18 protein-coding genes are annotated in these 20,437 nt (G+C 71.2%); 8 read left to right on the forward strand and 10 right to left on the reverse strand.

Annotation, left to right across the window (positions count from 1 at the left end; translation table 11 throughout):
- Positions 1-28: 28 nt before the first annotated feature.
- The 3 genes from BLU27_RS22395 (at position 29) to BLU27_RS22405 (ending at position 2,816) form a co-directional block, all read left to right on the forward strand.
- Positions 29-820: a glycerophosphodiester phosphodiesterase family protein gene (locus tag BLU27_RS22395; RefSeq protein ID WP_092655644.1), complete on the forward strand. Its 792-nt coding sequence runs from the start codon at positions 29-31 to the stop codon at positions 818-820.
- An 8-nt stretch (positions 821-828) separates the two neighbouring features.
- Positions 829-2,214: an MFS transporter gene (locus tag BLU27_RS22400; protein ID WP_092655645.1), complete on the forward strand. Its 1,386-nt coding sequence runs from the start codon at positions 829-831 to the stop codon at positions 2,212-2,214.
- Positions 2,215-2,405: 191 nt separating this feature from the next.
- On the forward strand, positions 2,406-2,816 hold the full coding sequence (locus BLU27_RS22405; RefSeq protein ID WP_092655646.1) for an RNA polymerase-binding protein RbpA: 411 nt from the start codon (positions 2,406-2,408) through the stop codon (positions 2,814-2,816).
- Between the two features lie 148 nt (positions 2,817-2,964).
- On the opposite strand, the gene BLU27_RS22410 is transcribed toward BLU27_RS22405, so the two are convergent.
- From BLU27_RS22410 to kdd, 8 genes are all read right to left on the reverse strand, one after another.
- Positions 2,965-3,525: an FxsA family protein gene (locus BLU27_RS22410; RefSeq protein ID WP_092655647.1), complete on the reverse strand. Its 561-nt coding sequence runs from the start codon at positions 3,523-3,525 to the stop codon at positions 2,965-2,967.
- Positions 3,526-3,529: 4 nt separating this feature from the next.
- Positions 3,530-4,324: a polyprenol monophosphomannose synthase gene (locus tag BLU27_RS22415; RefSeq protein ID WP_092655648.1), complete on the reverse strand. Its 795-nt coding sequence runs from the start codon at positions 4,322-4,324 to the stop codon at positions 3,530-3,532.
- Positions 4,321-5,931, reverse strand: a complete 1,611-nt coding sequence (gene lnt / locus BLU27_RS22420; RefSeq protein WP_092655649.1) for an apolipoprotein N-acyltransferase — start codon at positions 5,929-5,931, stop codon at positions 4,321-4,323. The genes BLU27_RS22415 and lnt overlap by 4 nt, the downstream gene beginning before the upstream one ends.
- Before the next feature lie 707 nt (positions 5,932-6,638).
- Complete coding sequence (gene kal, locus BLU27_RS22425; protein ID WP_092655650.1) at positions 6,639-7,049, reverse strand: 3-aminobutyryl-CoA ammonia lyase; 411 nt, start codon at positions 7,047-7,049, stop codon at positions 6,639-6,641.
- A complete protein-coding gene (kamE, locus tag BLU27_RS22430; protein ID WP_092655651.1) occupies positions 7,046-7,939 on the reverse strand; it encodes a lysine 5,6-aminomutase subunit beta in 894 nt (297 codons plus the stop codon). Before kamE ends, kal begins: the two co-directional genes overlap by 4 nt.
- Positions 7,936-9,513 (reverse strand): lysine 5,6-aminomutase subunit alpha, encoded by a 1,578-nt coding sequence (kamD, locus tag BLU27_RS22435; protein ID WP_092655652.1) that lies wholly within the window; start codon positions 9,511-9,513, stop codon positions 7,936-7,938. The genes kamE and kamD overlap by 4 nt, the downstream gene beginning before the upstream one ends.
- Positions 9,510-11,195: an amidohydrolase gene (locus tag BLU27_RS22440; RefSeq protein ID WP_092655653.1), complete on the reverse strand. Its 1,686-nt coding sequence runs from the start codon at positions 11,193-11,195 to the stop codon at positions 9,510-9,512. The genes kamD and BLU27_RS22440 overlap by 4 nt, the downstream gene beginning before the upstream one ends.
- Positions 11,192-12,310 carry an L-erythro-3,5-diaminohexanoate dehydrogenase gene (gene kdd / locus BLU27_RS22445; protein ID WP_241827576.1) on the reverse strand — a complete coding sequence of 373 codons (1,119 nt, stop codon included), beginning with the start codon at positions 12,308-12,310 and terminating at the stop codon, positions 11,192-11,194. The genes BLU27_RS22440 and kdd overlap by 4 nt, the downstream gene beginning before the upstream one ends.
- Positions 12,311-12,432: 122 nt before the next feature.
- Between kdd and BLU27_RS22450 the strand changes: the two genes are divergently transcribed.
- The gene (locus BLU27_RS22450; protein WP_422386061.1) at positions 12,433-13,863 is read left to right on the forward strand and encodes a KamA family radical SAM protein; all 1,431 of its coding nucleotides are present in this window, start codon (positions 12,433-12,435) and stop codon (positions 13,861-13,863) included.
- A 98-nt stretch (positions 13,864-13,961) separates the two neighbouring features.
- Here the strand turns inward: BLU27_RS22450 and BLU27_RS22455 are convergent, their stop codons facing one another.
- Positions 13,962-15,314: a 6-phospho-beta-glucosidase gene (locus tag BLU27_RS22455; protein WP_092655654.1), complete on the reverse strand. Its 1,353-nt coding sequence runs from the start codon at positions 15,312-15,314 to the stop codon at positions 13,962-13,964.
- Positions 15,311-16,087 (reverse strand): DeoR/GlpR family DNA-binding transcription regulator, encoded by a 777-nt coding sequence (locus BLU27_RS22460; RefSeq protein ID WP_092655655.1) that lies wholly within the window; start codon positions 16,085-16,087, stop codon positions 15,311-15,313. Before BLU27_RS22460 ends, BLU27_RS22455 begins: the two co-directional genes overlap by 4 nt.
- Positions 16,088-16,193: 106 nt before the next feature.
- Here BLU27_RS22460 and BLU27_RS22465 point away from each other — a divergent pair, with 106 nt between their 5' ends.
- The 4 genes from BLU27_RS22465 to BLU27_RS22480 are packed head-to-tail and all read left to right on the forward strand — an operon-like array spanning position 16,194 to position 20,401.
- Entirely contained in the window at positions 16,194-17,222 is a 1,029-nt protein-coding gene (locus tag BLU27_RS22465; RefSeq protein ID WP_157728759.1) for a carbohydrate kinase family protein, read from the forward strand.
- Complete coding sequence (locus tag BLU27_RS22470; RefSeq protein ID WP_092655657.1) at positions 17,222-18,604, forward strand: extracellular solute-binding protein; 1,383 nt, start codon at positions 17,222-17,224, stop codon at positions 18,602-18,604. Before BLU27_RS22465 ends, BLU27_RS22470 begins: the two co-directional genes overlap by 1 nt.
- 49 nt (positions 18,605-18,653) lie before the next feature.
- The gene (locus BLU27_RS22475) at positions 18,654-19,586 is read left to right on the forward strand and encodes a carbohydrate ABC transporter permease (RefSeq protein ID WP_092658060.1); all 933 of its coding nucleotides are present in this window, start codon (positions 18,654-18,656) and stop codon (positions 19,584-19,586) included.
- Positions 19,583-20,401, forward strand: a complete 819-nt coding sequence (locus tag BLU27_RS22480; RefSeq protein ID WP_092655658.1) for a carbohydrate ABC transporter permease — start codon at positions 19,583-19,585, stop codon at positions 20,399-20,401. Before BLU27_RS22475 ends, BLU27_RS22480 begins: the two co-directional genes overlap by 4 nt.
- The last annotated feature ends 36 nt before the right edge of the window (positions 20,402-20,437 follow it).

Here is a 20,437-nt window from a genome sequence, read left to right on the forward strand (position 1 = left end):
TCGGCCGGTACCGCATACTCTTTCGGGCGTGCCAGCCACCCCGCCGCGTTCCTACCCGTACCTCCGCTCGGAGGTGCCCCTCGCCTTCGCCCACCGCGGCGGAGCGAAGTACGCACCCAACGTGGGCATCGAGAACTCCATGCGCGCGTTCGCCAACGCGGTCGCGCTGGGTTACCGATACCTCGAGACCGACGTGCACGCGACCAGTGACGGCGTGCTGGTCGCGTTCCACGACGACCACCTCGACCGGGTGACGGACCGGACCGGCCGGATCGGCGACCTGCCCTACGCCGAGGTCGCCAAGGCACTGATCGGCGGGCGGGAGCAGATCCCGACCCTGGAGGAGATCCTCGGCACCTGGCCGTCTGCGCGGGTGAACATCGACGTCAAGGAGGCCAACGCCATCCGCCCGCTGGCGGAGGTGATCGCCCGCACCGCCGCGCACGACCGGGTGTGCGTCTCGTCGTTCTCCGGTGCCCGGCTGGCCGCCGCCCGCAGCCTGCTCGGCCCACGGGTGGCCACCGGCCTGTCGCCGCTCGGGGTCGGCCTGCTGAAACTCCCGCTGCCGGTCTTCCTCGGCTCGCACCTGGTCGGCCCCGCGCCATGTGTCCAGGTGCCCACCGGATACCACGGCCTGCGGGTGGTGACCGAAGGGTTCGTCGACCGGGCACACGCCCTCGGCAAGCAGGTGCACGTGTGGACCATCGACGACGCCGAGGAGATGACCGCACTCCTCGACCTCGGCGTCGACGGACTGATCAGCGACCGCATCGACACTCTTCGCGAAGTGCTCCTCGCCCGGGGCCTTTGGGCGTCATGATCGGTCGTATGGCGGCGACGACTGCGGCGGCACCGGTCCCGGACGCGGGGGCCCGGCGACGTGAGCAGCGCGCCTGGTACTTCTACGACTGGGCCAACTCCGCGTACGTCACCACGGTCCTCACCGTGCTGTTCAGCCCCTACCTCGCCTCGATCGCCGAGACGGCGGCCTGCGGGGCGCCCGGTACGCCGGAGAACCCCTGCACGGCCAATCTGCGGGTCCTCGGCATCCCGGTGTCCCCCGGCTCACTGCCGCTGTACGTCATCACCGCGACCACCCTGCTGTCGGCGCTGGTGCTTCCGGTGGTGGGCGCCGCCGCCGACCGGTCCCGCCACCGCAAGCAGCTGCTGGCCGGGTTCGCCTGGGCCGGCGCGGCCGCCGCGTCCGCCATGGTGTTCGTCACCGGGACGAACTGGCAGCTCGGCGTGGGCCTGCTCTTCGTGGGAAACCTGTGCCTGGCCTCCTCCATCGTGGTGTACGACGCCCTGCTGTGCGACATCTCCACCCCGGACGAACGCGACCGCGTCTCCTCCAGGGGCTGGGCACTCGGCTACCTCGGCGGGGGGCTGCTGCTGCTTGTCAACCTGGTCATCGTCGAGGGCCACGGCGTGCTGGGCATCTCGACGTCGACCGCGGTCCGGATCAGCCTGCTGTCGGCGGGACTGTGGTGGGGAGCGTTCACCCTCGTCCCGTACCTCGGGCTGCGCAACCGGCCGCCGGTCGCGGTCGTGCCGGAGCGGGGGTCGTTCGTACGCCAGAGCGTCGGGCAGCTGTTCACCACCCTGCGCGAGGCCCGCGCCTACCCGATGACGCTGCTGTTCCTGCTCGCGTACCTGTTCTTCAACGACGGCGTGCAGACGGTCATCTACGCCTCCTCGGTCTACGCGTCGGGCCAGCTCGGGCTCGGGGAGAGCGTCCTGATCGCGACGATCCTGCTGGTGCAGTTCGTGGCGTTCGGCGGCGCGCTGTTGTTCGGCCGGATCGCCGCGCGGGTCGGCAGCCGCCGCACCATCCTCGCCGCCCTGTGGGTGTGGGTGGCCGTGGTCGTCGCGGCGTACTTCCTGCCCGCCCGCCAGGTGGCACCGCTGCTGATCCTCGGCGTACTCATCGGCATCGTGCTGGGCGGGACCCAGGCGCTGTCGCGTTCGCTGTACAGCCAGTTCGTCCCCCGGGGCCGGGAGGCGGAGTACTTCAGCCTGTACCAGGCGTGCGAACGCGGGACCAGCTGGCTCGGCACCCTGGTGTTCGGTGTCGTCCACCAGGTCACCCACTCCTACCGGCCGGCGATCATCGCCCTCGCGGTCTTCTTCGTCGTCGGGTTCGTGCTGCTGGCGAGGGTCGACCCGCAGCGGGCGGTCCGGGACGCCGGCAACGAGTCCCCCGCGGTGATCTGAGGCGCGGCAGGTACGCTGGCCGGCTACTGCGGGGCCGGTCACCGAACAGGCACGAACCGGTCACGCAGGGTCGTCCCGAAAGGGGCGAACCGGTACGAAGATTCACTCACAACCGTCCGGGGAATCCTGGGTGGGGGCCCAGACGTTAGGCCCATCGAGGTCCATACACGATGGAGGGGGATGGAGAGCTTATGTCGGAGCGAGCACTACGAGGCTCGAGGCTCGGGGCGGCGAGCTACGAGGACGACCGGGAGATCGCTCCCGCGCCGCGCCAGCTGGTCAGTTACGACTGCCCGCATTCCCACCACTTCGATCTGCCTTTCGCCGCTGACGCCGAGGTGCCGTCGGTGTGGGAGTGCCCGCGATGCGGCGCCGAAGCCGTCCGCGTCGACGGTGACCGTCCGGAGTCCAAGCAGGTGAAGCCCCCGCGCACGCACTGGGACATGCTGCTCGAACGCCGCAGCATCGACGAGCTGGAGCAGCTCCTCTCCGAGCGCCTGGAGCTGCTGCGGTCCGGCCAGATCGGCCCGGAGCACCTGCACCGCGAGGCATCGGCGGGTGGCAAGACCCCCAAGCCGCCGCGCCAGCGCAAGGGCGCCTGAGCCCGGTCCGCGTGGGCCGCTGCGCAACGACGCGTGCGCCCCACCCGGCCGGTTCCGGCCTTCGCACGTACGTACGTCGAACCGTGCCGCACCCCCGGCGGCACGGTTCGACGCTGTCCGGGGTCGGCGCTGTCGGGGTGAGGGCCGGTCAGCGACCCTGGCGCGGCCGGCCCGGCGTGTCGCCGTGGCCGGAGTCGCCGGAGACGACCTCCCCCTCGATGACCGGCGGCCGCCCACGGTCGGCTTCACCGGAGCCGCCGGCGCCGGCCGAACCACCGGGCCCACCCGGCCCTCCTCGGAGGTACCGGCTCACCTGCCAGCTCTGACCGGGAACGACTCCGGCCCGGCGGCTGACGCCCCGCCCGACACCCCACCGCAGGGCGCGCCGGGACAGCGGCCGGAGGAACGGCGCCAGCAGGAGGAAGCCCACCACGTCGGTGACCAGCCCGGGAAGCACCATCAGCACTCCGCCCGTGAGCACCAGCCCGGCGTCCAGCACCTCACGGTCGGGGACGCGACGGTCCTCGACCGCCGCCCGCAACGCCGCCCAGGTGCGCAGGCCCTCCCGCTTCACGAGGTAGGCGCCGAGGCCACTGCCGGCGAGCAGCAGCGCGAGGGTCCACCACCCGACGAGGTGCCAGACCTGCACCGCGACGTAGATCTCCAGGGCGGGTACGGCCATCAGGGCGAGAACGACGAGCAGCGCCACGAGCTCACCTCCGCCTCTCTGACAACACCTGGTGACCGTTCGTCCGGCCGCGTACCTGCTTGAGCCGGTGCCGGATCCCCCACACGGCGACCCGGCGAAAGGACTCGATCATGATCGCGAGGTCCATCTTGCTGTCGCCGAACTCGCGTTCGCGGAACACGATCGGCACCTCGGTCACCCGGAAGCCGGCCTGCAGCGCCCGCCACGCGAGGTCTATCTGGAAGCAGTAGCCGAGCGAGGCCACGTCGTCCAGGCCGACGCCCTCCAACGTAGCGCGGCGGAACGCCCGGAACCCGGCCGTCGCGTCCCGCAACGGGACGCCCAGGACGATCTGCGCGTAGCGGTTGGCGCCGCGGGACAGCAGCTCACGCGACTGGGACCAGTTCTCCACCCGGCCACCGGGCACCCAGCGCGAACCGATCACCAGGTCGGAGTCGGCCAGGCCCGCCAGCAGCTTGGCGAGTTCCTCCGGCTGGTGGGACCCGTCGGCGTCCATCTCGCACAGGACGTCGTAGCCGCGGGAAAGGCCCCACGCGAAGCTTTCCTTGTAGGCGGTGCCGAGGCCCTCCTTCGCCGCGCGGTGCAGGACGTGTACCTGCGGGTCCTGCGCGGCGAGCCGGTCCGCGATCTGCCCGGTGCCGTCCGGTGAGGCGTCGTCGGTGACCAGGATGTCGGCGGCCGGGACCGCACGCCGCAGCCGGCCGACGGTGCGCTCGAGGTTCTTGGCCTCGTTGTACGTGGGCAGCACCACCAGGATCGAACCGAGTCCGGCAGCGTACTGCTCGCTGGTTCCGGTCACCGATCTCCCCCGCTCGTCGACCAGGTGAGCTCGTCGTCGTCGGCTTCCACTCCGCGTCGCCTGCGGTCGACCGCCACGGCCAGCGCCGCCAGCCCGGCCAGGGCGAGCACCCACTCCGGGACCGGTCCGAGCCGGGCCGCGAGCGTTGGCTGGGTTCGCAGCGGCACGCGTTCGACGAACACCTTGCGGGTGGCCTCCTTCGACTGCGCCACCACGTGCCCGTCGGGGGCGATGTAGCCGCTGATGCCGTTGGGTGAGGCCACCAGGACAGCCTTGCCGTACTCGACCGCGCGCAGTCGCGTGATGGCGAACTGCTGCTGCGGCTGGCCGGTCCCGGTGTAGGTCGCGTTGTTGGTCTGCACGGTGAGGAACTGCGACGCCGCGCCGTCGGCCACCTGCCGGACGATCCCGTCGTAGGCGATCTCGAAACAGATCACCAGGCCGGGGTGGTAGCCGGCGATCCTGATCTTGCCGGGTTCCTTGCCGGCGTAGGTGTCCCGGCCGACCAGCCGGAGCCGGTCGATGTAGGGCAGCAGCTGACGCCGGAAGGGGATGTACTCCCCGAACGGCACCGGGTGCTGCTTGGCGTAGATCTGGCCCGGCCCGGTGGTGGGGTCCCAGACGACTCCGGTCGTACGCCGGTAGTTGGGCCCCGGCCCGTCCAGAATCGCGCCCACCAGGATCGGGACTCCCGCGTCCTGCACGGCCCGGTCGACGATCGTGCGGGTGGGCAGGTCGTGGAACGGGTCGATGTCGGTGGAGTTCTCCGGCCAGAGAACGAACGCAGGCTTGGCGACCTTGCCGGCGCGCACCTCCCGCATGAGGTCCTCGGTGGCGGCGAGGTGGTTGCGGGTCACCGTGCGGGCCCGGCCCAGGGCCTCCATCCCCCGCGAGGGCACGTTGCCCTGGACAACCGCGACGGTGGCGGTGCCGTTGCCGTCGGTGGGCAGCGGGACCAGCGCACCGCAGAACGCCAGTGCCGCGGCCACGGCCACCGCGCCCAGCCGCACGACGAGCCGCCGGCCACTCGTCACCACCGCCCACAGCAGGAGGTTGCCGGCGAGCACCACCACGAACGTGACGAACGGCACCCCGCCCACACTGGCCAGCGCCGCCAGCGGTGTGTCGGCCAGGCCGTAGGCGAGCCGGCCCCAGGGGAAGCCGCCGAGCGGGAACGAGGAACGGGCGAACTCGACACCCACCCACAGCGTCGCCGCCCACAGCGGCCACCAGCGCAGCCGGGTGATGAGAGTGAGCGCGGCGCCGAGGACGGCGACGAACAACGCCTCCACGAGGCTGAGGACCAGCCACCCGTCGGCACCGATGACGCGGACCCACTGGAGCAGCAGGACGAAGAAGCCCAGGCCGAAGCCCAGCCCCAGCAGCGCGCCGGTGCGTATGCGGGTTCCCTTGCAGACCAGCGTGAGCGTGGCCACCGCGAACGGAACGGTCCACGTCCAGCCGAATGGGGGGAACGCGGCCGCCAGCGCAACTCCGGACGCCACCGCCAGCAGGAACCGTAGCCAGCGGGTGGCACGACCGTCCGGCTCCGCCGTGGTGGAAGTGGCCGTCTGGGAGCGGGACGCTATGCCGTCCTCGAGCCTCAACGCACCGCCCTTCCGCGAGGTGGGTGACCGCGCCTGGCCGGGCGTCGGTCGCGAACGCCGAAGTCGCACCCGGGGACGCACTGGACGGGCCGCTTCACGCAGATGTCAGGACCGTACAACGCGCACGCCGGGGCTGGGGTGCCCGGGCCGGTGACGGACCCGGCATCGCGGACAAACCGGCGCCCCAACGCCGGGAGGAACGGCGACGGAGCACCGGCTGAAGCCCCGGAAGGGGCAGAAAGCCAGAAGGAGCCAGAGAAGACGGAACGGTCCGCCCGCCCTTCGGACCGGCCCGCGACGCGCAGGCTGCGTGCCGCGTGACCGTTGTCTACTGGGCGGCGGACCGCTCCGTGGCCACCCCACCGCACGGATCGCACTCCGGGTCGACACGTGACAAGAGAACTGGCGCCGGACTCCTCACCCATCGCGCCGGAGAGCGAACCGAACCGAGCCTGGCCTGCGGTGGACAGGAGACGACGATGGCGATCCGGACAGGCACGTGTCAACCGCCCGCTGACCTGCGAAGATGGGCAAAACGCGCAGGTCAGCAGCCATCTGCCGGTCATCGGTTCGACGCCGAGAATTTGCTTGCGTACGGCGTGTCGGCGTCTGGGCGTGTCGGGACCGCGCAGGTCCCCGCCGAGAGCGGCTAGAGGCTACCGCAGTCCGCGACCAACCCCCGATCAACCTGCCACCAACCGCTGAACTCAGCCGGGCGGGACGACCACCGTCGCCTGGGCGGTCACCGCGACGGTCGGCGGCTCGAGCACGCCTGCGGCGGACTCGCCGCGCTCGGGTTCGCCCCGGGCCACCACCCGGGCCGCCAGGTCGAGGTCGCGGCTGCGGTTGCCCACCCGGACGACCGTGGCGCTGACCTCCAGCACATCGCCCGCGCGGACCGGCGCCAGGAACCGCACCTCGGCGTACGACGCGAGCAGGCCCTCGTCGCCGTCGGTACGGATGCAGACCTCTGTGGCGACGTCGCCGAACAGGCCGAGCACGTAGCCGCCCGCGACGAGGTGCCCTGCGTAGTGGGCCTCGGCGTACGACACGTACCGGCGGTGGGTGATGGTGAGCCCGAGGCGAGGATCCGTCCCGGTGGCCAGCTGGTCGGTCATGCGGTCCTCTCCGTCGGGTCGGCGCCCCGGGTGGGTGCGTGACTGGGTGCGTGACTGGGTGCGTGACTGGGTGCGTGACCGGGTGCGTGACCGGCTGCTCGACCGCTTGCCGCGCGCTCGCTCACAAGAGCGTGCACGAGGTAGCTGGCCACCTCCCCGGGTGTGGTGCCCCGCCCGAAAACCCGGTCCACGCCCAACTCGGCGGCCATCGACTCGGCGAACCTCGGACCGCCCACCACGAGCAGCGGCCGGTCCGGCTCGTCGTAGGCCTCCCGGAAGGCGGCCGACGTCTCCTGCGTCCCGTGGATGTGGGCGTCCCGCTGGGTCACCACCTGCGACACCAGGATCGCGTCCGCGCGTTCGGCGAGCGCGCGCGCCACCAGGTCGGGCACCGCCACCTGGGCGCCGAGGTTGACCACCTTGATCTCCCGGTAGTACTCCAGGCCCTTCTCCCCCGCGAACCCCTTGACGTTCAGGATGGCGTCGATGCCCACGGTGTGCGCGTCGGTCCCCACGCACGCCCCGACCACGACAAGTCGGCGGCGCAGCCCGCGTCGGATGGCGAGGTTGACCTCCTTCGGGCCGAGCATGGGATACTCCCGCTCGACCACCTCCACCTGGTCAAGGTCGACGAGGTGGCTCACCCGCCCGTAGACGACGAAGAACGTGAAGTCCGGCCCCATTGCCCTGGCGTGCACCACCATCGCCGGGTCCATCCCCATCCGCCCGGCGAGCTGGAGGGCGGCACCCTCGGCCCGCCGGTCGTGCGGGATCGGCAGGGTGAACGACAGCTGCACCATCCCGTCGCCGGTGGTGTCGCCGTACGGCCGGACGACCGGCCCGCTGGTGACTGGGCCGTTCGCAGCACCGCCGATCACTTGACCGTTCATGACCGGGCCTCCTCCAGCAGATCCGTGGCCGGGTTGAGGTAGGCGGGCGACTTCCGCGCCACGCCGGAAAGGCCCTTGCCGCCGTTGGCGGGCCGGCGCATCAACCCGAACGTGCCGTCGGCGATCGCGTCCAGCAGGCCGTCGTCCCCGATTCGTTCCAGCAGGTCGACTGCCTCGCCGAGCACCTGGCGGGCTCGCTGGGCGATGAAGCCGTTCGGAGCCGGCCGGAAGTCCTCGTGCAGGTTGCCGGCGGCGTTCATGACGTAGCGGACGTTGCGCAACGCGAGGTCGCGGTCGGACAGCCAGGGGGTCACCACGGCCTCGGTCATCATCCCCACCAGCAGGATCTGCTGGCCGGTGAGCACACCCGCCAGGTTGAAGAAGCCGTCCAGCAGGTAGCCGCGGAAGATGTCGCCGTCCATGTGCCGGGTCGGCGGCATCCACTTCAGCGGCGCCTTCGGGAACAGCTCCCGGGCCAGCAGGGCGTGCGCCAGCTCCAGCCGGAACGACTCCGGCCGGTCGGGGTCGATCTCGAACGCGTGCCCGAGGCCGAGCTGCCAGTCGGCCAGGCCGGCTTCCTTGCCGAAGAACTCGTTCAGCAGCTGGGAGACCGTGACCGTGTGCGCGGCGTCGACCGCGTCGGCGGTGGTGAGGTAGTTGTCCTCGCCGGTGTTGATGACGATGCCCGCCCGGGCATGCACCTGCCGGGAGAACCGCTGGTCGACGAACGTGCGCACCGGGTTGATGTCGCGGAACAGGATGCCGTACATCGAGTCGTTCAGCATCATGTCCAGGCGTTCCAGCCCGGCCAGGGTGGCGATCTCGGGCATGCACAGACCGGACGCGTAGTTGGTCAGCCGGACGTAGCGGCGCAGCTCCCGGCTCACGTCGTCCAGGGCGGCGCGCATCAGCCGGAAGTTCTCCTGGGTGGCGTACGTCCCGGCGTACCCCTCCCGGGTAGCGCCCTCGGGCACGAAGTCCAGCAGCGACTGGCCGGTCGACCGGATCACCGCGATCACGTCGGCTCCCTCCCGGGCGGCCGCCTGCGCCTGCGGAATGTCCTCGTGGATGTCGCCGGTGGCCACGATGAGGTAGATCCACGGCCGGTGCGGCGGGTCGCCCCAGCGGCGGACCAGCCGGTCGCGTTCGCGCCGGCGGGCGTCGATCGCGCGCAGCCCGGCGCCGACCGCACGGCGGGAGGAGCGTTCGGCCCGGCGGGCCTCGGCACCCTCGGGCACGTGGAAGCGGACCGAACCCGCGGCCGCCTTCTGCGCGAGCGCCGCCAGGTCCTCCGCCTCACCCCGGGCGAGTGCCGCCCACACGGGTCCGGCAACGCCGTGTTCGAGGCCGACGTCGGCGCGTACGGCATCCACCAGCCGGTTGACCCACGGCGTGCCGTCGGGGTCGGCACCGCGCAGTCCGGACAGCCGGAGCACGGCCCGCTCGACCGACACGGTGGTGTGCGCCCGGGCGAGCTTCACGATCGGCCGGCCGGCGCGACGGGCCAGCGTGCGCGCTTTCCGGACCGTCACCGGATCGAGGTCGAGGTGGCGGCGGTACGCGGTCGTACTCATGCCTGCTCCCTGTCTTGCTGCTCCCGTTCGAACACGACCTCACCCGCTACGACCGTGCGCACGCACCGGGGCAGCGGCGCGCCGGGACGCAGGTCCGGCAGGCTCGCACCGTCCGTACCGGCTGCAGCCGCGCCGCCGTCCGGTACCGCGCCGTCCCAGACGGCGTACGTCGCCTCGGCTCCCGGCGCGAGGACGCCGCCCTCGTCACCGGCCGCGTGGTGGCCTCCCATGGTGTGCGCGGCGAACGCGTCGGCCACGCTGATCCGCTCGGCCTCGTTGTGGTGCCACGCTGCCGCCCGGACCCCGCCCCACGGGTCGAACGGCGTCACCGGCGCGTCCGACCCGAACGCGAGCGGTACCCCGGCCCGGCGCAACGTCGCCCACGGATTGGCGGCGAGCGCACGTTCGGTGCCCAGCCGGGTGGCGTACATGCCGTCGGTGCCACCCCACGCGGCGTCGAACGCCGGCTGACCGCTGACCACCACGCCCCAGCGGGCCAGGTCACACGCCTGCCCGGCGGTGACCAGCTCGACGTGCTCGAGCCGGTGCCGTGCGCTGCTCAGCCGGTCGCCGCCGACCCGCTTCTCGGCCAGCCGGAAACCGTCCACCACCGCGGTGACGGCGGCGTCGCCGATGCAGTGGAAGCCCGCCTGCAGGCCCGCCTCGGTGCAGGCGACCACGTGCGCGGCGACCTCCTCGGCGTCGAGGTAGCCGTGTCCGGTGTGCCCGGGCCGGTCGGCGTACGGCGAGGACAAGGCGGCGGTACGCGAGCCGAAGGCGCCGTCGGCGCACAGATCACCGGCCGCGCCAAGGCAGCCCAGCTCCCGGGCGCGCTCCACCCCGCCGGTGCGGGCAAGCTCGCCCCAGTACGGCACGACCCGCACCGACGGCCGCTCGGCCGCGATCCGGGCGCAGACGGCCAGGTCGCCGGCGGCGTTGACGTGCGGTGCCGACATCTCGTGCAAGCTCCCCAGCCCGGCGGCGGCCGCAGCGGCCAGGGCTGTCTCGATCGCGGCCGTCCGCTGCGCGTCGGTGACCAGCGCCGCCGCCGCGTCGCGGGCGACGTGGTGCGCCTCGCGTTCGACCCGGCCGGTGCCGTCCCAGCCGGGCTCGGCCGCCATGGCAGGCGCCCGGTCGTACAACGCACCGGACACCAGACCGGAGTGCACGTCGACCCGGGCGAGGTAGACCGGCCGGCCGGGCGCCGCCCGGTCGAGTTCGGCGGCCGTCGGCAGCCCGGGATCGGCCCAGGTGGTCTCGTCCCAGCCGAAGCCGAGCAGCACCGCGTCGGTGCGGGTGCGGGCGTGCCGGGCCACCGCGTCCAGGACGTCCGTACGCGACCTGGCAGCGGCGAGGTCCAGCCCGGAAAGGCGCAGCCCGGTCTGGGAGACGTGCACGTGCGCGTCGACGAACGCGGGCGTGACCAGCCGCCCGGCGAGCTCGACGATCTCGTCCGCCCCGGCCGCCCAGGTGTCCGCCTCCGCCGCGCTGCCGACGAACCGGACCGTGCGGCCCTCGATCGCCATCGCGGTCGGCGGGCCGGAGCCGACGCCGGAGCCGACGGCGGAGCCGACGGCGGAGTCGGTACCGGCCGCGGAACCGGCCGCGGAACCGGCGGCGAGGATCCGTCCGCCGCGGAGGAGGACGCGGCGCGGGCGGGGGTCGCGGGGCAGGAAGGTCATGCGTCCATCCTGGCCTCGAACAGGGCCCGGACGCCGCCCTCGGCGCGTAGCAGGTCGAGCGCGTACGCCGCGTGCCCGGGGACGTAGCCGTTGCCGACCAGCATCGTCACGTCGGCGGCCAGCCCCTCCGCGCCCAGCGCGGCCGCGCTGAAGGACGTGGCCATGGAGAAGAAGATCACCGTCCCGCCGGCCGCGGTGGCGAGGACGGCGCCGCCCTCGCAGCCGGGCACGTCCACGCAGACGACCGTCACGTCGGCCGGTCCACCGGCCCTCTCCACCGCCTCCGCCAGCGCCACCGGGTCGCGCGCGTCGGCGATCGTCACCACATCGGCCAGCCCGGCGCGTTCCAGCGCCCGCGCCTCGCTGTCCACCGGTACGACACCGATGGTGCGGGCCGCTCCGGCCCGCCGAGCGGCGGCCAGGGCCAGGGACCCGGACTTGCCGGCGGCGCCGACGACGCACACCGTGGGTCCGGGCCGGCCGTCCGCCTCGCCGGCGCCGGGTCTGCCCGCGTGGTCCGCGACGACGCGGGCGGTCAGCGCCGGTGCCCCGCACACGTCCAGGACGGCGAGGGACAGCGGCGCCGGCAGGTCGTCGGGCAGCTTGGCGGCGATGGACCGGCCGAACAGGATGGCGTACCCCGAGCAGGGCACCTGCTCCCCGAGGCCGTCCCAGCCGGCCAGGTCGTCCTCGATCACCAGCGGCGTGAGAGTGAGGGAGACCAGGGTGGCGATCCGGTCCCCCGGGGCCAGCCCGAGGGGCGAGGCGGGCCCGGCCTCCTCCACCGTGCCGACCAGCATCCCGCCGGAACCCGTGACCGGATTGTGCATCTTGCCGCGGGCCCGGACGATCTCGGCGACCGCGCGGCGGACGGCGGCGCCGTCGTCGCCGTGGGCCGCGCGCAGCTGGCGGTACGACGCGGCGTCCAGGTTGAGCCGCTCCACCCGGACCCGCACCTCGTCCGGCCACAGCTCGCGCCGGGTGTCCAGCCGGGTGGCGGCCTGGGGCAGCGCGCCGGCGGGCTCCAGCACCCGGTGCAGGCCGATCGGCGACCCGGCCGGAAGAGGGGCCGGGTCTCGAACCGGGACGGACCGGGTGGACCTCGGGTCGGACACCGATCAGGCTCCCATCTTCAGATCCTGCGGGCTAGAGTCGTGTCTGCTACAGATTCTTCTGTACGATGCCGGTCCGACAGTACGACATCCGCGAAATGGCCGCTTGGTCGGAGGTGTTATCGGTGTCGCAGCACGTGCAGGAGCAGCCGTACGACTACCGCGCTCGCCCGCTCCGCGAGCCGGACTGGACCCGGCTGCCCGGCTGGCGCGACGTCAGCCCGTCCGAGTGGGAGTCCGCGCAATGGCAGCGGGCACACTGCGTGAAGAACGTCAAACAGCTCAGATCGGTCCTCGGCGACCTCGTGGCCGAGGAGTTCTACGCCGACCTGGAACGCGACCAGGCCGAGCGCGCCACGATGTCGATGCTGCTGCCCCCGCAGATGCTGAACACGATGGTGCCCGACGACGTGCCCGGCACCGAGGCGTTCTACGCCGATCCCGTGCGCCGGTACATGCTCCCGGTCTTCTCCGACCGCCGTACCGACTGGCCGTCACACCCGCGGGCGTCCCGGGACTCCCTGCACGAGCAAGAGATGTGGGTGGCGGAGGGCCTGACGCACCGCTACCCGACGAAGGTGCTAGCGGAGCTGCTGCCCACCTGCCCGCAGTACTGCGGCCACTGCACCCGGATGGACCTGGTGGGCAACTCCACGCCGCAGGTGGACAAGCTGCGGTTCTCACTGCGTCCGCAAGGTCGCCTTGACGCGATGCTGGACTACCTGCGCACCCACCTCGGCGTACGCGACGTGGTGGTCTCCGGAGGCGACGTCGCCAACCTCCCCTGGCCCCGGCTGGAGGCGTTCGTCTCGGCCCTGCTGGAGATCGAGAACATCCGTGACATCCGGCTGGCCACCAAGGCGCTGATGGGCCTGCCGCAGCACTGGCTGCAGGACGAGGTGCGTGCCGGCATGGAACGCCTGGCCACCACCGCCCGCGCCCGCGGGGTAATGCTCGCGATCCACACCCACGTCAACGCCGCGCAGTCGGTGACGCCGCTGGTGGCTCGCGCGGCAAAGGAGATGCTGGCAGCCGGGGTGCGCGACGTGCGCAACCAGGGCGTGCTCATGCGCGGGGTGAACGACGCGCCGGACCGGCTGCTCGACCTGTGCTTCGCACTGCTCGACGGGGCGACGATCACGCCGTACTACTTCTACATGTGCGACATGATCCCGTTCAGCGAGCACTGGCGGGTCTCGGTGCGTGAGGCGCAGCGGCTCCAGCACGCGATCCTCGGCTACCTGCCGGGCTTCGCGACCCCGCGGATCGTGTGCGACGTGCCGTACGTCGGGAAGCGGTGGGTGCACCAGGTCGCCGACTACGACGAGGTGCGCGGCATCAGCTACTGGAAGAAGAACTACCGAACCGGAATCGAGCGCGCCGGGGACGACGCGCTGGACCGGACGTACGAGTACTACGACCCGATCGACTCACTCCCCGAGCAGGGCCAGGCCTGGTGGCGCGCACAGGGCGACGACCACCTGCGGCTGGCCGTCCAGCGGGCCGAGGAGTCACGCGAAGAGGCCCGTCGTCAAGTTCTGCTTGACGCCCACTGACGCAGCGCCCGGAGCTCCTGTCCGGACGCGGCTCCTGCCCGACACCACATCGTAGGAGGGTGTCAGGCAGGAGTTGACAGCGTTCCGCAGTCGGTACGTCAGCGGTGCAGGACCTCGGCCACGCCGGGCAGCGCGTCGACGTAGCCGCGCAGCAGGTCGCGCGCGACGGTCACCGAGTCCACCAGCGGGTGCAGCGCGAACGCCTTCAGCGCGGCGTCGGGCGAACCGGTCGTCGCGGCCTCGATCACCAGCCGGTCCACGGCCTTCACCTGCTGCATCAGGCCGAGCTGGTGCAGGTCGGGCGAGGTGGTGGCCAGCGGGTGGGCGCCGTTGGCGTCGACCAGGGAAGGCACCTCCACGGTCGCGTCGGCGGGCAGGCCCGGCAGCGTCGCGCCGTTGCGCACGTTGAGGATGATGGTCGACTTCTCGTTGCGTGCGATGGCCGCCATCACCGCCAGCGCGACGCCCTCGTAGCCCGCCTCCTCCTCGAAGTCCAGTGGCTCCGGCTCCTCGTCGGCGGCCCGCTTGCCCTTCGCCTCGGCCATGTAGAGCGCCTTGCGATGCGCGATGGTCCGCTTCCACAGGTCCAGCGCGTGGTCGGGGTCGTTGCCCGCGGCGGCGTAGAACTCACCCTGCTGCGCGACCAGGAACTCACCGCGGGTGGACGGCTGGGCGACGATCGAGCGCACCGCGTCCCGGTTGAAGTAGTAGTAGTAGAGGTACTCGTTCGGGACCACGCCCATCGCCTGGATCCACGACGGGCCGAAGATCTCGCCCTCCTCCAGCCCGGCGATCGCGTGCTCGTCGGCGAGGAAGCGGGGCAGGTGGTCCTCGCCGTCGCTGACCAGCCTGCGGATCCAGCCCAGGTGGTTCAGGCCCACGTAGTCGACCTGGATGCGCGAGGAGTCAAGGCCGATCGAGCGCGCGATCCGCCGGCCGAGGCCGCCCGGGGTGTCGCAGATGCCGATGACGCGGTCGCCGAGCACGCGCTGCAGCGCCTCGGTGATCATGCCGGCCGGGTTGGTGAAGTTGATGAAGAACGCCTTCGGCGCAAGGGCGCGCACCCGCTCGGCGATGTGCAGCATCACCGGGATGGTCCGCAGGCCGTACGCGATGCCGCCCGGGCCGGTCGTCTCCTGGCCGAGCACGCCGAGGTCGAGCGCCACCCGCTCGTCCTTGGTGCGGCCTTCCAGGCCCCCGACCCGGATGGCGGAGAAGATGAAGTCGGCGCCCTCGACCGCCTCGTCGAGCACCTCGGTGGCGTGCACCCGTGGCGCGTCGGCGTGCCCGGCGGCGAGCTGTGCCAGCACGGACTTCATCACCTCCAGCCGCTGTGCCGATCGGTCGTACAACGCCACCTCGGTGACCCGGGGCGACCCGGTGTCGTTCAGGAGTGCCTTGTAGACGAGCGGAACGCGGAATCCCCCACCGCCGAGAATTGCCAGTTTCACGATGTGAGCACCTCTCCACCTGCCTGCCGGCAGATCTCCACTGTTTCTTGGTCCGCGCCCTCGTTGGTGACGAGGACGTCGATGTCTGCCAGACCGCAGATGCGCAAGGACCCCTTGCCGGGGAACTTCGACGGAGGCGCCACCAGGACGACCGACTCCGCCGCGGCGATCATGGCCTTCTTGCCGGCCGCCTCCACCTGCATGTTGTCCAGCACCTGGCCGTCCCGGCGGATGCCGGTGCAGGACAGGAACAACCGGTCCGCGCTCACCTGGGCGAGCGCGGACTCGGTGAGCGAGCCGACCAGGGAGCGGTAGTGCCGGCGGACCACGCCGCCGAGCAGCACCAGCTCGACCTTGGGGTCGTCGCGCAGCTCGTCGAAGACCGCGATGCTACTGGTGATGACGGTCACGTCCCGCTCCCGCAGATGGCGCGCCACCCGCAGCGTCGTGGTGCCGATGTCCAGCAGCAGAACGTCACCGTCGCGGACGAGCTCGGTGACGGCGAGTGCGGCCAGGGCGTCCTTGGTGCGGCCCTCCACGTCCTCGCTCACCTCGAACGGCGCCTCCACGGTGCCGTCGTCGAGCACCCTGCCGCCGTCCAGGACGGCCCCGCCGTAGACCCTGGTGAGCGCGCCGTCGCGATCCAGCCGCTGCAGGTCGCGACGGATCGTGGCCGCACTGACACCCAGCTGCCGGGCCAGCTCGGCAGCCGACGCCGTACCCCGAACACGTAGGGCGCGGATGATCCGGCGGTCTCTCTCGCGCTGCAGCACGCGGCGATCGTACCGGCAAACCCGCTCAGGGTCATCCACTACTTGTCAAACTCGCTCACCTGAAGCACACTCGCTGCACAGAAGTGAGCGACTGGAGGGCGTATCAGTGCGGAACGGCGAGTCTTTCGAGCGCCCCGAGGTCGACCTCTTCTGTGTCGGCACGCTGTTCTTCGACCTCGTGCTCGCGGGGATGGACGCCATGCCCGAAGCCGGGGCGGAGGTCTGGGCCAAGGAGCGCGCCCTCTCCCCCGGTGGTGTGGCCAACCGCGCCGTGGCCGCCGCCCGCCTCGGGCTGCGGACCGGCCTGGCCGGTGAGGTCGGCACCGACATGTTCGGTGACCATCTGTGGCAGGTCCTTCACCAGGTCGACAACCTCGACCTGCGCTGGACCTCTCGTTCCCCCGACGTGCAGACGACGCTCACCGTCTCCGTCGCCCTCGACGGAGACCGCCGCTTCCTCAGCCACGGCGAACCCACCTGGCCCGGCGAGGCCACGCTCGCCCCCGAGCGGCTGCCCCGTGCCCGGGCCGCACAGGTGGGCCTGGAGGCCGGCCTTCCGGACTGGGCTCGCCACCTGCGTGCCGAAGGCACGCTGCTGTTCGGCGGAGTGGGCTGGGATCCGAGCGGCCGGTGGTCCACCTCTGTGCTTGATAACCTCACGCAGTTCGACGCGTTCGTCTGCAACACCACAGAAGCCATGGCCTACACCCGCACCGACACTCCCGCCGGCGCCCTGCGCCGGCTCGCCGAGCGGGTACCCCTCGCGGTGGTGACCGACGGTCACCGGGGCGCACTCGCCGTCGACGCTACGTCCGGTGAGCTCGTGACCGCACCCGCCGTCGTGAGCGAGGCGGTGGACCCGACCGGCGCCGGCGACACGTTCGTCGCCGGATTCGCCTACGCCACCCTGGCCGGATGGCCCCTGCGACAGCGGTTACTCTTTGCAAATCTCTGCGCCGGTCAGTCCGTACGCGGGCTGGGCGGCGCGGTGAGCGCGCCGACGTGGGACGACCTCGGCGCCTGGTTCGAAGCGACCGACCGGCCGACACAAGGCGCTGCCTTCGGCTTCCTGGGACCCGAGCTGGCCCGACGCCGCTCGACCTCCCCACAACAATCCAGCAAGAAGGTGTGTTGATGAGCAGTTCTCGTAACAGGATCCTCGCCCGCGTGGGCGTCGGTCTGGCGGCGGTGCCGATCCTCCTCGCCGCCGCCTGCGCCCCGGGCGGCAGCACCAGCGACTCCAGCGGGCCTTCGGTGAAGCCCAGTTCCAAGATCGCCACCGACCCGGCGAAGGCCGGCAAGGTCAGCTTGACGGTGTGGGACATCAACACCTCCGGCGGCGCCAACGACGCGATGGTCAAGCTCAACCAGGAGTTCCAGAAGAAGTACCCCAACGTCAAGATCAACCGGGTGTCGCGCACGCTGAACGACACCAAGACGACGTTGAAGCTGGCGCTGTCCGGTGACAACCCGCCCGACGTCGTACAGGCCAACCAGGGCTACCCGGACATGGGAGCCTTCGTCAAGGCCGGCTTGCTCACCCCGCTCGACCAGTACAACAAGGTCTACAAGTGGGACCAGAAGTTCCCGAAGCAGCTGCTGGACCTGAACAAGTTCTCCACCAACGGCAAGGACTGGCAGACCGGCAGCCTCTACGGCGTCTCCCAGACCGGTGAGATCGTCGGCATCTACTACAACAAGAAGCTGATGAAGCAGGCCGGCATCGCCGCGCCGAAGACCTGGGCCGACTTCGAGGCCGCGCTGCCGAAGGCGAAGGCCAAGGGCTTGCTGCCGATCCAGTTCGGCACCTCCGACAAGTCGCCGGCGATCCACCTGTTCGGTGTCGTGCAGGCCAACACCGCCGGCAAGCAGGCGGTGCGAAACCTCGTGACGTCCAAGAGCGGCGAATGGTCCGACCCCGGCACCACCAAGGCGGCCGAGACCGTGCAGAGCTGGGCGAAGAAGGGCTACCTGTCGCCGGGCTTCAACGGCCTGAGCGGTGACGCCGCCTCGGCCAACTTCGCCAAGGGCCAGGGCGTCTTCCGCATCGACGGCACCTGGCGTCTCGCGGAGCTGGAGAAGGCGATGGGCTCCGACGTCGGCTTCATGAGCCCGCCCCCGGCGAAGGCCGGTGCGCCCAACGTGACCCAGGGCGGTGAGGGCCTCGCCTGGGCGGTCACCTCCAAGAGCAAGCACCCCGACGTGGCCGCGGCGTACCTCAACTTCATCTCCGACGCCAAGGCCGACGACGTGCTCGCCGAGACCGGCAACCTGCCGGCCGTCGCACCGCCGACCTACAAGCCCAAGGCCGGCACGCTCACCGCCGACATCTTCGCGGAGTGGAAGAAGATCAGCGAGAACGACGGCCTGGTTCCCTACCTCGACTACACCACGCCGACGTTCTACGACACGCTGACCTCCAACCTGCAGCAGCTGCTGGGCGGTAAGCAGGACGTGAAGCAGTTCACCGGAAACCTCGACCAGGACTACGACGGGTTCAAGTCCAAGTCGAAGTAGTCCGCCAGGTAATCCACCGTTAGGACCGAACTCACTGGTGTCCGCACAGATGACGACGACGACGGCGGTGGGCGCGCGCAACGACGCGCCCACCGCCAAGAAGAAGAAGTCCAGGGACCGCTCGGAGCGGGCCGCCTACCTTTACCTCATTCCGGCGTACGTGGTGTTCGGGTTCTTCCTGCTCTACCCGCTGCTGCACGGTGTGTGGATCTCGTTGTACGACTGGGACGGCCTGACGCCGGCCACCTGGGTGGGTATCGGCAACTACACCGACGCGCTGTCGGATCCCATGCTGCGCAAGGCGTTCACGCACTCCGCGGTGCTGATCGTCTTCTACGCCGTCATCCCGATCCTGCTGGCACTGCTGCTGACCGGGGTGATGACGCATGCGACGAAGCTGAAGCGGCTGTCGTTCTTCCGGGTCGTCATCTTCCTTCCCCAGGTGGTCGCCTCGGTCGTGGTGGCCACCACCTGGACCGCGATCTACGCACCGGACGGCGTGCTCAACAAGGCGCTGTCACTGGTCGGCCTGGAGGCCGTCACCCGTCCCTGGCTGGGTGACTTCGCCTGGGCGCTGCCCGCGGTGGGCCTGATCGGCACCTGGGTCGAGATCGGCCTGTGCCTGGTGCTGTTCCTCGCCGGGGTGTCCCAGATCGAGCCGGAACTGTACGAGGCCGCCCGCCTCGACGGCGCGGGCGCGGTCCGGGAGTTCTTCGCGGTCACCCTGCCCGGCCTGCGCCCGCAGATCGCGGTGGCGATGACGCTCACCGTGGTCGCCGGCCTGAAGAGCTTCGACCTCATCTTCGTCGCCACCCGCGGCGGGCCCGGCACGTCGACGACGGTGCCCGGCTTCGAGGTCTACCACCGCGCCTTCGACCTCAACCAGGTCGGTTCGGCGTGTGCCGTCGGCATCCTGCTGACGGTCGTCATCCTGATCGTCACCACCCTGATCCAGCGGATCGACCCCGGGGAGCGCGCGTGATCTCCAAGCGGGAAGCCACACTGAACTACCTCATTCTCGGGGTCTTCGCGATCATCGCGTTGTTTCCGCTGCTCGGCGTGCTCACCTCGGCGCTGACCGACCCGTCGGAGTCGTCGGCGTCGCTGACGTTCCCCACCTCGCCGCACTTCGAGAACTTCCTGACCGCGTGGAACGAGGGTCACTTCGGGACCTACATGCGGTCCAGCGTCCTGGTCACGGTGAGCGTGGTGGTGATCTCCTCACTCCTCGCCGTGCTGGCGGGGTACGCCTTCGCCACCATGCGGTTCCGGGGCCAGTCGGTGTTGTTCTACATCCTTCTGCTGGGCCTGATGGTGCCGAGCGAGGCGCTGATCATCCCGCTGTACTACGACCTGCGCGGCGTCGGGCTCACCGACACCTACTGGGCGCTGATCTTCCCGCAGGTCGCCCAGTCCCTGGCGTTCTGCACGTTCTGGATGCGGTCGTTCTTCCGCGGTATCCCGACCAGCCTGATCGAGGCGGCCAAGCTGGACGGCGCCACCCGGTGGTCGGTGCTGTGGCGGATCCTGGTGCCGATCAGCCGGCCCGCCCTGCTGACGATGGCGATGCTCGTGTTCATGTGGACGTGGAACGAGTTCCTGATGCCACTGGTGATGATCACCAGCGAGAACCTCCGCACGGCACCGCTCGGTCTGGCGTTCTTCCAGGGCCAGCACACCTCGCAGTTCTCCCTGCTGGCCGCGGGGGCGACGATCGTCGCCGCGCCGGTGGTGATCGTCTACCTGTTCCTGCAGCGGCACTTCATCGCCGGGATGCTGGCCGGGGCGGTCAAGTAGCCAACGGGTTCCGCGCCGCCCTGACCCCTCCCCCGT

The organism is Actinopolymorpha singaporensis, assembly GCF_900104745.1.
GTDB lineage: Bacteria > Actinomycetota > Actinomycetes > Propionibacteriales > Actinopolymorphaceae > Actinopolymorpha > Actinopolymorpha singaporensis.

What these genes read in the sequence shown, in the direction of transcription:
- kamD (WP_092655652.1), bottom strand. Translation starts at nt 9,513, where the DNA reads ATGAGTACGACCGCGTACCGCCGCCACCTCGACCTCGATCCGGTGACG.
- BLU27_RS22475 (WP_092658060.1), top strand. Translation starts at nt 18,654, where the DNA reads ATGACGACGACGACGGCGGTGGGCGCGCGCAACGACGCGCCCACCGCC.
- kal (WP_092655650.1), bottom strand. Translation starts at nt 7,049, where the DNA reads ATGACCGACCAGCTGGCCACCGGGACGGATCCTCGCCTCGGGCTCACC.
- kamE (WP_092655651.1), bottom strand. Translation starts at nt 7,939, where the DNA reads ATGAACGGTCAAGTGATCGGCGGTGCTGCGAACGGCCCAGTCACCAGC.
- BLU27_RS22400 (WP_092655645.1), top strand. Translation starts at nt 829, where the DNA reads ATGGCGGCGACGACTGCGGCGGCACCGGTCCCGGACGCGGGGGCCCGG.
- BLU27_RS22440 (WP_092655653.1), bottom strand. Translation starts at nt 11,195, where the DNA reads ATGACCTTCCTGCCCCGCGACCCCCGCCCGCGCCGCGTCCTCCTCCGC.
- BLU27_RS22470 (WP_092655657.1), top strand. Translation starts at nt 17,222, where the DNA reads ATGAGCAGTTCTCGTAACAGGATCCTCGCCCGCGTGGGCGTCGGTCTG.
- BLU27_RS22405 (WP_092655646.1), top strand. Translation starts at nt 2,406, where the DNA reads ATGTCGGAGCGAGCACTACGAGGCTCGAGGCTCGGGGCGGCGAGCTAC.